Here is a 13107-nt window from a genome sequence, read left to right on the forward strand (position 1 = left end):
CTAACTTTACTGCAAGCCTAATCGTGGTTTATTACAGCTTAGGCCTGTTTATGCCACCTTAGCTTGCTTGGCACGCCAAAATGCCGGCTCACGCAGGGGTAAAACGAAAACAGGCAACGCAAGCAGCGCCATGGTATAAAAAGTGCCAGAGGGCGATACAGCATAAATCCACCCACTTGCCGTGGTCAGCGCCGCCACCACTGCGCCCATTGGTAGCGCATTGTACGCCGCTTGTGTGGCCACCAATCGCGCCCCACACTCGCGCTGAATGTACTGCATCGCGCCAAGGTGTGCGCCGGCAAACGTAATGCCATGAAGCAGTTGCACCAGTATCACAGGCACCGCAGCGGTCGTCGTCCCTGTGATCCCCCAGCGCAGCAATACACCCACAGCCGCCAATTGGAACAAGGCTTTTGATGACCAGCCATTAAAAAGCCGCGCCCCCAAGGCAAATACTGCCACTTCCGCGACAACCCCGAGGCTCCACAAATAGCCCACGATGCTCTCGCTATATCCAGCCTGCTTCCAGTAGATCGCACTAAAACTGTAATACGCTGCGTGGCTGCCTTGCAGCAGGGAGGCGATTAACAAGAACACGACCACCTGACGGTCGCGGAAAAGCTGACGCATCGAGACTTTGCTATTGGTCATATCGTGCTCGCTTTGTGGCATCAATGTCGGTCGACGCAACGTCAGTAGCAAACAGGCAGACAAGCCGCCAATCGCGATCCAGGGAATAATCGCCGCCGATTGCTCGGTCACCAGCCATCCGGTCAAACTCGACCCAACAATAAAGGCTATCGATCCCCAAAGGCGAGTTCGACCATAGTCGATAACTTTATGGCGCGCATAATAGTTGGCGAGCGCATCTGACAGCGGGACGGAGGGACCAATGGCTAAATTAAATAACACGGTCACCAAAGCCAGCCACCACACATTGGCACCCATCATAGGATGCAAGGCACACGTCACTAACGCCATGAGTGTCAAGGCCCGCAGGGCCGGCAACAAGGCTTCAACCTGTTGTACGCGCGGTGTGAACACTAAGTTGGCCACACAACGGGTTGCAAAACCAAGCCCAATCAAGGTGCCGATCACGCCTGAATTGAGACCAAGATACTCAAACCAAACCGCCCAAAACGGGAGATACACACCATAGGAAAAAAAGAAACCGCCAAAGTATTCTGACAGCCAGCGAAACGGGGAACATTGGGTTAAGGTCATCTCATTACTTCACATTAAGATAGATACCCGCTAAGTGTCGCAGCTCTGTGCGAGGAAAAAAAGACACGCGCGCCACGATTGTCGACAAATACATGGTGGTGACCAGTCCAGGTGCATGACTGGCTAGACTAAAGTCGGCTAGCGAGATCGGAAAGGGTGAGACACACTGTGAATATCACAGTGAGGAGTGCGACTATGCCTGAACCTTTTGACACCTCTCATGCGCCCTTTGACTGCCTAACCGCATCACAAGTCAAACAATGCCGCCAAGCACTCGACGTTGCCTACTTTCGCCGTGGCGACACCCTGATCCAGCCCGGTGATACGGGCGAGCAGCTCTTTATCATTATCAAAGGCAGCGTGGAAGAAGTGTCAGAAGACGGCAAGGAAGTGTTTTCTCATTACACCACCGACGACTTATTCGACGTGCCAGCACTGCTTAATGGCACCGCCAAACATCGATACCGCGCGCTAGAAGATACCCTCTGCCACCTGTTACCCGCCGAGGTGTTCCTCGCCATTTATCATCATAATCACGCGTTTCGAGGCTACTTTGATACCAACCTTCAGCGCCGACAAGCACTGATGGTGCAAGCTCGTCAGCAACAAAATCTCGCCGAGTTTATGCTGACAAGAATTGATGACAGCAATATTCAACCTGCCTTGTGTGTCTCCCCCGACGTGCCCCTGTATGCCGCTACCGCCCAGATGAAAGCGGAGCGCTGTGACTGCGCCTTGGTCGATGATGAAAATGGCGACTGCGGTATTATCACCCGCACCAATTTGCTTCATGCGCTCGTGCTCGAGGGCTACGATCAATCCGTGCCTGTTGGCGAAGTGGCCACACGTCCGGTGATCAGTGTGGAACGCGGCGACTTTCTCTTTCACGCCATGATTAAGATGACACGCCAGCGCGTAAAACGTGTCCGGGTCGTCAATGAACACGGAAACACCGCAGGGATGCTCGATCTTCCTCAGGTACTGAGCCTCTTTTCGACTCACTCTCACGTGCTTAACTTACAGATTGCCCGCGCACAGACCATCGACGAACTGGTGATCGCCGCAAACAGCCAGAGCAAGCTGGTACACACCTTATTTAACAATGGCATTCATACCCGCTTTGTGATGCAGCTTATCGCCACGGTGAATGAGCAAATCATGGAAAAAGCCTTTCGCTTGTTAGTGCCCGAGGCTTACCAACGTCAGTGCTGCTTGGTGGTCATGGGCTCTGAAGGGCGCGGCGAGCAAGTACTCAAAACCGACCAAGACAACGCCTTGATTCTCGCCGACGATCTCAACTGGCCCGATTGCCAGCAAGTGATGGAGACCTTTTCACATACACTGTATCAACTCGGTTACCCGCCCTGTCCGGGTCACGTGATGGTCAGTAATCCCAAGTGGGTAAAAACCGCCACGCAATGGCAGCAAACCGTGCGTAATCTGGCACAAAGTGCCAACCATCAAAGTGTCATGGACTTGGCGATCCTTGCTGACAGCCAGCCGATCGCTGGCGATCTGAGTCTGATTGATGCGATCCAAGCACCACTCAAAGACAGCTTGACCGACAATATGTTGACGCTCAACACCTTTGTCCGTCCTGCGCTAGCCTTTCGCGTTCCTTTGACCGTATTTGGCTCCCTCAAAAGCAGCAAAGAAGGGCTGGATATCAAAAAAGGGGGGATTTTTCCCATCGTCCATGGCGTACGTACCATGAGCTTGGAAAAAGGTGTACCACACACCAACACCTTTGAGCGGCTGGAGCAGCTTGCCAACCTAGGGGCACTGGCGGAAGAAACGGCGGAAAACCTCTCCGAAGCCTTGAAGCTATTTATCCGATTACGTTTAAGACAACAATTGAGTGGCGAACCACAAAGCAACTACCTCGACGTAGCTCAACTCCCTTCTAGCGAACGCGACTTACTGCGCCACGGGCTGCATGTGGTGAAAAAGTTCAAAGAGTCACTCGCTTTCCATTATCACGTGAGGGATTAATTTGAATTGGCTGACTCGGCATTGGTACCGTCATCGTCTACGACACTCACCCTATCGGGACTTATTTTTGCCCCCTGACTCAAGCACGCTGATTTCACTGGACTGTGAAACGACCAGCTTGGATCCGCACCGTGCAGAGCTGGTTACGATTGCGGCCACTCCGATTAAAGGCAATCGGATCCTCACCAGTCACGCTCTCACCTTGACACTGGCCGCGCCAGAGAGTCTGAGCGCCGGCTCGGTCAGAATTCATCGTCTGCGCCACCAGGATCTGGTTCACGGTGTCACTGCAGATCAAGCAATCACCGCACTGGTCGACTTTATTGGTAATCATCCATTGGTCGGCTATCACATTCGTTATGATAAAAGTATTCTCGATCGCTACGCGCGGCATTTTCTCGGCTTTCCTCTCCCCAACCCTCTGATTGAAGTCAGTGATATTTATCAACGCAAACTCGATCGCCTGCTACCTAATGCCTATCACGACATCAGCATGGAAGCCATTAGTCGTCACCTCGATGTCCCTTTGCCGGCCCGGCATGATGCATTGGATGATGCGCTCGCCGCCGCATTGATTTATGTCCGCCTCACCCAAGGTGAGATGCCCATGCTGCAATCCAAATAACGCATCGAAGCCGCGACTTGCGCACGAACGCAAAGACAAAGTGGGATCTAGCCCCCACTATCTGGCCTGACAACTGCGCAAATCGCTTAAAAATCAATGGGGTCATCCTAAAGTCTAATTGTCGGAAGTCCCGATATGTCACACCTTTACTGCATGGTTTTCGTTTGCCAGGCAGCGGTAACGCCTGACATCTCATGACATGGAAGCGCCGCGTGGAGCATCGCGGACACGAGGAGAAACAGGATGAGCGATAGTCACGTATACCCCGTCATGCCTTCAATAGCACGAAAGGCACACGCGGATGAAGCCAAGTATCAAGCACTCTATCAGCAGTCAGTGGCCGACCCAGAAGGCTTTTGGCGCGAGCACGGGCAAATTCTGGATTGGATGACGCCTTATACCAAAGTCAAACACACCTCGTTTGATACCGGCCACGTGGATATCCGCTGGTTTGAAGATGGCACACTCAACGTCGCAGCCAACTGTATCGATCGTCACCTCAAGGCGCGAGGCGATCAGGTTGCCTTGATTTGGGAAGGCGACGACCCCAAAGACGATGCCACGCTCACCTATCACCAACTCCACCAGCAGGTATGCCAATTTGCCAATGTCCTAAAAGATAACGGCGTAAGAAAAGGCGATGTGGTGTGTCTTTATATGCCGATGGTGATGGAAGCCGCCGTCGCGATGCTGGCGTGCGCCCGTATCGGTGCGGTGCATACCGTGGTATTTGGCGGCTTTTCTCCCGAAGCATTGGCCGGTCGGATTATTGACTCCAATGCCAAAGTGGTGGTGACAGCCGATGAAGGGATACGTGGTGGCCGTGCGGTGCCCCTGAAGAAAAACGTCGATGATGCCCTAGCAAACCCCAAAGTGAAATCGATTGAAAAAGTGGTGGTGTACCAACGCACCGGGGGACACATTGACTGGCACAGTCATCGTGATGTGTGGTGGCACGAGGCCGCCGCGAAGGTGTCAGACGACTGCCCCGCCGAAGAGATGAAAGCCGAAGACCCTTTGTTTATTCTTTACACATCAGGCTCCACAGGCACCCCAAAAGGGGTACTGCACACGACCGGTGGCTATCTGGTGTACGCGGCGATGACCTTTAAGTATGTCTTCGACTATCAAGAGGGAGACGTGTTCTGGTGTACCGCAGATGTCGGCTGGATCACCGGTCACAGCTACCTTGTCTATGGTCCGCTTGCCAATGGTGCGAAAACAATCTTATTTGAAGGTGTCCCCACTTATCCAAGCACGGCACGAATGAGCGAAGTGGTCGATAAGCACCAAGTGAATATTCTTTACACCGCGCCCACCGCGATTCGCGCACTGATGGCAAAAGGCAACGAAGCGGTCGCTGGCACCCAACGCGACTCACTGCGGATCATGGGCTCGGTGGGTGAACCCATCAACCCAGAGGCTTGGGAGTGGTATCACAGCACCATAGGGAACCAAGCCTGTCCGATTGTCGACACTTGGTGGCAAACAGAAACCGGTGGGATCTTGATTACCCCGCTACCGGGCGCCACCGCGTTGAAACCAGGCTCAGCAACCCGTCCTTTCTTTGGCGTACAGCCTGCATTAGTGGATAACATGGGCAATATACTCGACGGTGCCACCGAGGGTAATCTGGTCATGCTTGACTCGTGGCCAGGACAAATGCGCACCGTCTTCGGTGATCATGACCGCTTTGAGCAAACCTACTTTTCCACCTTTAAAGGGATGTACTTTACCGGCGATGGGGCGCGTCGCGATGAAGATGGCTATTACTGGATAACCGGCCGTGTCGATGATGTCCTCAATATCTCGGGGCACCGGATGGGAACGGCAGAGATCGAGTCGGCGCTCGTCGCATTCGATAAAATTGCCGAAGCCGCGATTGTTGGTGTGCCACACGATATCAAAGGCCAAGCGATCTATGCGTATATCACCCTCAATGCGGGTGAAGTGCCCAGCGCCGAACTCCACAAGGAAGTCAAAGAGTGGGTGCGCAAAGAGATTGGCCCCATTGCGACACCCGACTTCATCCACTGGACGGATGCACTGCCTAAAACCCGTTCAGGCAAGATCATGCGTCGCATTCTGCGCAAAATCGCCACCGGTGATACCGGTAGTCTTGGCGATACCTCCACATTGGCCGATCCTAGTGTGGTCGATAAGCTTATCGCAGAAAAAGAAAGTGTGGTTTAACCCTAACGAAAGATTGCTTAGCAACCTTTGCCGCCTTCGGGCGGCTTTTTTGATCCCCAGCACACGGTAAACTGAACTCTTTCCCTCCCTCGCAATCACACAAAAAGTAGGGACTTGCGGTGTCATCCCGCATCAAACCGCCGACGAGCAACCCTTTTGATATCGCTAACAGACAAACTGTGCTGATTAGACCAGTATTTTGCTGCGATTTGCGCTGAAGTCTCTATAATTGCTGTCAGTAAGGACAAAATTGCATGGTATGCGCCGTCATAACATGTCCATCGGCTGGAATCCGCGTTAAGCTGCACAATAACAGCGAATAGGAGAAGTAAGCGTCAAGATGTCTACAAGAAACCAAGTTTTAGTGTTAAATGGCCCAAACCTTAATTTGCTCGGTCAGCGTGAGCCCGAACATTACGGCGCCCAAACGCTTGGCCAAATCATGGCGGCTCTCGAGGCACAAGCCACGACCTTGGGGCTCAATCTTGAACACTTTCAATCCAATAGCGAAGCTAGCCTTATCGATAAAATCCACCAAGCGATGGAGACCGTGGATTTTATCATCATCAACCCAGCCGCGCTGACCCACACCTCCGTAGCCCTGCGTGACGCTTTACTGGGTGTGAGTATCCCCTTTATCGAAGTGCATTTGTCGAATGTTTATGCCCGAGAGCCCTTCCGGCATCACTCGTACTTATCAGACAAAGCCGTCGGGGTGCTCAGCGGGTTTGGCGCTGATGGTTATGAATTCGCCTTAACAGCGGCCGCGCGTCATTTAGCGTTTGCGGCTGAGTAAAACAAAACATATAGAAGAGACCTATCATGGATATCCGTAAGATTAAGAAACTGATCGAACTTGTTGAAGAGTCTGGCATCTCCGAGCTAGAAATTGCCGAAGGTGAAGAGTCAGTTCGTATCAGCCGCTCTTCCCCTGCTGCACCGGTACAAATGGCCGCCCCGCAATACGCGGCACCAGCGGCCCCGGCCCCCGCGCCAGCCGCCCCTGAAGCGCCGGCTGCTGAGCCTGCAAGTGCACCACAACCGACGGGACACCAAGTGCTTTCCCCAATGGTCGGTACCTTCTATCGCGCTCCAAGCCCTGAGTCTGCCGCATTTGTTGAAGTCGGCAGCCAGGTGAATGAAGGCGATGCCCTGTGCATTGTCGAAGCGATGAAGATGATGAACCAAATCCAAGCCGACAAGAGCGGTGTGGTCAAAGCGATTCTATGTGAAGACGGTCAGCCCGTTGAATTCGACGAACCACTCGTGATCATCGAATAAGCGAGGGCGCATGTTAGATAAAATTGTAATTGCTAACCGCGGTGAAATTGCACTGCGCATTTTACGTGCGTGTAAAGAGCTGGGGATTAAAACCGTCGCGGTGCACTCTACCGCAGACCGTGATCTTAAACACGTGTTGCTCGCCGATGAAACCGTGTGTATTGGCCCGGCGCCAAGCAACCAAAGTTACCTCAACATTCCCCGCATTATCAGCGCGGCTGAAATTACCGGCGCGGTGGCGATTCACCCCGGTTACGGATTCTTATCCGAAAACGCGGATTTTGCCGAACAAGTTGAGCGTTCAGGGTTTGTCTTTGTCGGCCCCAAAGCTGACACCATCCGTCTGATGGGCGATAAGGTGTCGGCCATTGAAGCAATGAAAAAAGCAGGGGTGCCCTGTGTGCCTGGTTCAGACGGTCCATTGGGCAGCGATCAGGAAAAAAACAAAACCATTGCTAAGCGCATTGGCTATCCGGTAATCATCAAAGCATCAGGCGGCGGCGGTGGCCGGGGAATGCGCGTGGTTCGCTCCGAAGCTGAACTGGTTGATGCGATTGCGATGACCCGTGCTGAAGCCAAATCGGCATTCAGCAACGACATGGTTTACATGGAAAAATTCCTGGAAAATCCACGCCATGTTGAAGTACAGGTGCTCGCCGACGGTCAAGGCGGGGCGATTCACCTGGGTGAGCGAGATTGCTCGATGCAGCGTCGCCATCAAAAAGTGGTTGAGGAAGCGCCAGCCCCTGGTATTACCGCAGAGATGCGAAAATTCATTGGCGAACGTTGCTGCCGCGCATGCGTTGAAATTGGCTATCGCGGCGCAGGTACCTTTGAGTTCTTATATGAAAACGGCGAGTTCTACTTTATTGAAATGAACACTCGCATTCAGGTCGAGCACCCCGTTACCGAAATGGTGACCGGGGTTGACTTGGTCAAAGAGCAACTGCGTATTGCAGCAGGTCAACCTCTGTCGTTCACCCAAGACGACATCCAAATTCGTGGCCATGCGGTTGAATGCCGGATCAACGCTGAAGATCCAGAGCGATTTATCCCTAGTCCAGGGAAGATTGAACGCTTCCACTCGCCAGGTGGGATGGGCGTGCGTTGGGAGTCACATGTGTACGCAGGCTATCAAGTACCGCCCCACTATGACTCCATGGTCGGCAAGCTTATCTGTTACGGAGAGAACCGCGATGTCGCCATTGCGCGCATGCGTAATGCCCTCGCGGAAACCGTCATTGATGGGATTAAAACCAATATTCCTCTACAACTCGATATTATGAATGACGAGCACTTCCAACATGGGGGCGCTAACATTCATTACCTCGAGAAAAAGCTTGGTTTGTCGTAATGGCATCTTGGCACTAGAAGCGATATAACCGCTTCAAGGTAAGCACAAAACCGCCGTCAATCGGCGGTTTTTTTATCCTTTTTAGCGTGATTATCTTGCGAGCTCTCTTAAGCCTTTGCAGGCTGACCTTTATCTCTCGCTTGACCGGCCAACTTAAAATCATTCAAGGTTTCTTTTAGGTACAACGACTGACTCATCAGTTGCGCCGCAATATCTGCCGTTTGCGTCGCCTGCTCACTGGCGGTGTGGCTTTGACCATTTATTTGCTCCACCGACTCACTCATGTCTTTGGTCACATTGGCCTGCTCATCCGCCGCTGTCGCCACTTCACTCCCCATTACCTTAACTTGATTCACTTTATCAAAGATGTCTGCCAGTACCGCGCGCGATTCCGCCACCACTGCCAGCGTTTCTTGCGCCATGTGGTTATTACTTAGCACTCGTTCAGAGGAGTGATGGATCCCCGTATGTAGCCCCTCTAGCATGGTTTTTATATCACGGGTCGCCTGTTGGGTGCGCTGCGCTAGGCTCCGTACTTCATCGGCGACGACGGCAAAACCTCGCCCCTGCTCTCCGGCTCTCGCAGCCTCGATAGCCGCATTCAGAGCCAGTAAGTTGGTTTGCTCGGCAATGTCACTGATTGTTTGTGTCACCTGAGTAATTTTTTGACTTTCTTCAGCACTGGCTTGAATGTGTGCAATGGTCTGCTCCAACTCTTGGATAAAGTCAGTCATGCTGGTGGTCGCACGGCCGACCACATCGGCCCCCTCACTCGCACGCCCTTGCGTGAGGGAGATAATGTCGGCAGTACGGTTCATGTTTTGTGCCACTTGCTCAATGGTGGCACTCATTTGCGTCATCGCGCTGGCAACATGGGTGATCTGTGACGATTGCGTGCTCATGTTGTCTTGCACGCTACGGCCGCGTGCCGCCAGATGATCCGCATGTGCGAGGAGCACTTGGGTGTTCTCCACCACTTGACCGATGATCGCGCCAAACCGTGCTTTCACCATGCGGTAATTATCATTGAGTTCACCCAATTCATCATGACGAACCGGTTCATCCCCAGAGACAAGGTTCCCTGAAGCTAAGTGTTTCAACGCCTCACTGGTCTCTTTGATTGCGCCAATTACACGGGTTTGCATCACCCAAGTCATACCTGCCGTGAGCAGCAGCAGTGTCGCCATCACGCCGAACAAAGAGAATTGCCCCTGCCTGAGCGCCAGTCCCATACCTAAAGTACATAGCGCCAACGCCAACACAAAACAAAGGTTGAAAAAGAATCGCAACTGAAGACGCTGCATCAGAGGAGCCGGGGGGAGCGGGCGTGTCGGGTTGTCTCTCAGCTTGCGATACAGCGACTCAGCCTCCGCAACTTCATTGCGGCTAGGCTCGCTGCGCACAGATTGATAACCAACGATGTTCCCGTCTTTTACTACCGGTGACACAAAGGCGTTTACCCAATAGTGGTCACCGTTTTTACACCGATTTTTAACCATACCGCGCCAATTTTTACCGGCCTTAATGGTCTGCCAAAGGTCCTTGAACGCGGCCGGTGGCATATCAGGGTGGCGAACGAGATTATGGTCGCTGCCGATTAGCTCATCACGGCTATAACCGCATATTTCGATAAAGGCATCATTGGCGTATTGTATCTTGCCGTGAAGATCGGTTTTCGATACCAGTTCTCCTAAACCGTTAAACATCACCTCTTTTTGTGTCACTGGTCCCGTATCTCTCATTCTCCAATCCTTCGCTTATCCATGACAGTGAGGCGCAAAGCCGCCAAACTTGCGACCAGTCGCGGAGCAATAATGTAGTCAATAGCCATAATAAATAAAGGGCTATTTGCATAAAACCCGCGCTAACTTGCAAAAAATCCCACCCACCCTCAATGCTCATCATGCTGTCATCATCTTGTGCAGCGAGCACAGTATGGATCTGGTAAAATTGACGTATTCCTTTTCCGACACGAGACACACCATGCCTTGGATCCAACTCAAACTGAATGCAACGTCTGACAACGCCGAAGCGATTGGCGACCTGCTAATGGAAGAAACGGGCGCCCTATCTGTCACCTTCTTAGATGCCAAAGACACCCCGGTATTTGAGCCTTTACCCGGCGAAACGCGCTTGTGGGGCGAAACAGACATCATGGCCTTGTTCGATGCTCAAGCCGATATGGGCACGGTGTTAGCGGTATTACAAGCCAGTCCATTGCTGGCTGAAAACTTTGCTCATAAAGTCGAGCAGTTGGAAGACAAAGACTGGACACGCGCATGGATGGATAACTTTAAGCCAATTCAATTTGGCGAGCGGTTGTGGATCTGTCCAACTTGGTGTGAGGTACCTGATGACAACGCGGTGAACGTGATGCTCGACCCGGGCCTCGCCTTTGGCACCGGCTCGCACCCGACCACCGCACTATGCTTGGAATGGCTTGATAGTCTGGATTTAAGCGGCAAAACCGTGATTGATTTTGGCTGTGGCTCCGGCATTCTCGCGATTGCGGCGATTAAACTTGGGGCCGAGCGTGTGATTGGTATTGATATTGACCCACAAGCGCTGCTGGCATCAAAAGATAACGCCGAGCGCAATGGTGTCGCCGACCAACTTCACCTGTATCTTCCTAACGATCAACCGGCTGACTTAAACGCCGATGTGGTGGTGGCCAATATTCTTGCCGGACCATTGCGTGAATTATCGAGTGTCATCAAAGGCCTGATCAAACCCGGTGGTCAGCTGGCGATGTCTGGCGTGCTAGAAACTCAAGCGGATGACGTGGCGAACCATTACCGTGATAGTCTCACTATCGATCCGATTGTCGAGCGCGAAGAGTGGTGCCGGATCAGCGGTCATTTGCCCGAGTAACTGGCCAAATGATGATGCCATTGGCTTACCGCCCCTATTCACTGTCGTCGGTAAGCCATGGCTGACGTGCTACTCGAACTGCTTGATTAATCAGCGAAACACCATCGATACAAAAACTGCTGTAAAAATCAAGCCATCAATGCTCAAATATTGTCCTTTTCAGATGCTGAAAAAATGCGTAAAATGCGCGCCCTTGCTGACTCAGAGCGGCTGAAGAGGATTTAGAGCTTTTGCGTATCGGACCCTACACCCTGGATGTCCCCTTGATCGTTGCCCCAATGGCAGGCGTGACAGATAGACCATTTCGTGAGTTATGTCTTGCACATGGTGCGGGCATGGCTATTAGCGAAATGATGTCGTCGAATCCAGCGTTGTGGCGGACGAGCAAATCGCAAAAGCGCATGGTTCATATTGACGAATCCGGCCTGCGTTCAGTGCAAATCGCGGGGGCTGAACCCGAGCTTATGGCTGACGCAGCGCAGTTTTGTGTTGAAAACGGGGCGCAAATTATCGACATCAACATGGGTTGTCCGGTGAAGAAGGTCAATAAAAAGTTAGCAGGCTCTGCCTTGCTAACGCGGCCTGATCTCATTGAGCAAATCCTCAAAGCCACGGTAAACGCGGTGGATGTTCCCGTGACACTCAAAACGCGCACAGGCTGGGATCCGGACAATAAGAATTGTGTTGAGATCGCCCGGATGGCGGAAGATTGTGGCATCCAAGCCCTTGCACTGCATGGCCGCACGCGTGCCTGTATGTACAAAGGTGAAGCAGAATACGACAGCATTAAGGCTGCCAAGGCAGCGGTATCCATTCCGGTGATTGCCAATGGCGACATTGACTCACCAGAAAAAGCTCAGTATGTCCTCGACTACACGGGTGCGGATGCGGTAATGATTGGTCGCCCTGCTCAAGGACGCCCGTGGATTTTTCGCGAAATCCACCACTATCTCACCACAGGTGAGCACTTGCCTGCCCCTTCACTAGAAGAGGTTAGGACAATTTTGTTGGGTCATGTTCAAGAGCTTCATCAGTTTTATGGGGAGCTCAAAGGGTTACGTATTGCCCGTAAACACGTGGGCTGGTACCTAAAAGAGCATGACCAAATTGGCGACTTTCGCCGCACCTTCAACGCAATCGAAGATGCACCACAGCAGATCGATGCGCTGCAAGGCTACTTCGACAACGTTGCATAAATACGAGAAGAGCTGACAGAATATGTTCGAACAAAACCTGACTTCCGAAACATTGACAGTAACGACTGTAACTTCACAAGATCAAATTACGCAAAAGCCACTTCGTGACTCTGTAAAAGCGTCCTTGAAGAACTACCTCGCGCAATTGAATGGCCAGGAAGTCAACGATCTGTATGAGCTTGTCCTCGCAGAAGTTGAGCAGCCACTGCTGGATACCATCATGCAATACACGCGCGGTAACCAAACGCGCGCAGCCACCATGATGGGCATTAACCGCGGTACATTGCGTAAGAAACTGAAAAAATACGGCATGAACTAATCAACCATTGGTTTGGTTGTGATAAAACGGGCTAACCGTCAACCGGCTAGCC

Annotated in this window: 11 protein-coding genes; 9 read left to right on the forward strand and 2 right to left on the reverse strand. The window is 52.3% G+C overall.

Features of this window, described 5'->3' with window-relative positions; translation table 11 throughout:
* Positions 1-48: 48 nt before the first annotated feature.
* The gene (locus BZG20_RS14145) at positions 49-1224 is read right to left on the reverse strand and encodes a 3-phenylpropionate MFS transporter (protein WP_046074535.1); all 1176 of its coding nucleotides are present in this window, start codon (positions 1222-1224) and stop codon (positions 49-51) included.
* Between the two features lie 195 nt (positions 1225-1419).
* Here BZG20_RS14145 and BZG20_RS14150 point away from each other — a divergent pair, with 195 nt between their 5' ends.
* From BZG20_RS14150 to accC, 6 genes are all read left to right on the forward strand, one after another.
* On the forward strand, positions 1420-3216 hold the full coding sequence (locus BZG20_RS14150) for a DUF294 nucleotidyltransferase-like domain-containing protein (protein WP_077579411.1): 1797 nt from the start codon (positions 1420-1422) through the stop codon (positions 3214-3216).
* Between the two features lies 1 nt (position 3217).
* Positions 3218-3841, forward strand: a complete 624-nt coding sequence (locus BZG20_RS14155; protein WP_046074533.1) for a 3'-5' exonuclease — start codon at positions 3218-3220, stop codon at positions 3839-3841.
* Between the two features lie 243 nt (positions 3842-4084).
* Entirely contained in the window at positions 4085-6034 is a 1950-nt protein-coding gene (gene acs / locus BZG20_RS14160) for an acetate--CoA ligase (RefSeq protein WP_077579412.1), read from the forward strand.
* Between the two features lie 340 nt (positions 6035-6374).
* Positions 6375-6830, forward strand: coding sequence for a type II 3-dehydroquinate dehydratase (aroQ, locus tag BZG20_RS14165; protein ID WP_046074531.1), 456 nt, complete (start codon positions 6375-6377; stop codon positions 6828-6830).
* A 26-nt stretch (positions 6831-6856) separates the two neighbouring features.
* On the forward strand, positions 6857-7315 hold the full coding sequence (accB, locus tag BZG20_RS14170) for an acetyl-CoA carboxylase biotin carboxyl carrier protein (RefSeq protein ID WP_046074530.1): 459 nt from the start codon (positions 6857-6859) through the stop codon (positions 7313-7315).
* Between the two features lie 10 nt (positions 7316-7325).
* Positions 7326-8669, forward strand: coding sequence for an acetyl-CoA carboxylase biotin carboxylase subunit (accC, locus tag BZG20_RS14175; RefSeq protein ID WP_077579413.1), 1344 nt, complete (start codon positions 7326-7328; stop codon positions 8667-8669).
* Between the two features lie 107 nt (positions 8670-8776).
* Here accC and BZG20_RS14180 read toward each other — a convergent pair whose 3' ends face one another.
* Positions 8777-10411 carry a PAS domain-containing methyl-accepting chemotaxis protein gene (locus tag BZG20_RS14180; RefSeq protein ID WP_077579414.1) on the reverse strand — a complete coding sequence of 545 codons (1635 nt, stop codon included), beginning with the start codon at positions 10409-10411 and terminating at the stop codon, positions 8777-8779.
* A 241-nt stretch (positions 10412-10652) separates the two neighbouring features.
* On the opposite strand from BZG20_RS14180, the gene prmA reads away from it, so the two are divergent.
* The 3 genes from prmA to fis all read left to right on the forward strand — a co-directional run bounded on the left by prmA (position 10653) and on the right by fis (position 13055).
* Positions 10653-11540, forward strand: coding sequence for a 50S ribosomal protein L11 methyltransferase (gene prmA, locus BZG20_RS14185; protein ID WP_046074527.1), 888 nt, complete (start codon positions 10653-10655; stop codon positions 11538-11540).
* A 230-nt stretch (positions 11541-11770) separates the two neighbouring features.
* Positions 11771-12736, forward strand: coding sequence for a tRNA dihydrouridine synthase DusB (gene dusB, locus BZG20_RS14190; protein WP_046074526.1), 966 nt, complete (start codon positions 11771-11773; stop codon positions 12734-12736).
* 22 nt (positions 12737-12758) lie between these two features.
* The gene (gene fis / locus BZG20_RS14195) at positions 12759-13055 is read left to right on the forward strand and encodes a DNA-binding transcriptional regulator Fis (RefSeq protein ID WP_021024113.1); all 297 of its coding nucleotides are present in this window, start codon (positions 12759-12761) and stop codon (positions 13053-13055) included.
* Positions 13056-13107: the final 52 nt, after the last annotated feature.

This window comes from Salinivibrio sp. IB868, from assembly GCF_001995655.1.
Taxonomy (GTDB): Bacteria; Pseudomonadota; Gammaproteobacteria; order Enterobacterales; family Vibrionaceae; genus Salinivibrio; species Salinivibrio siamensis.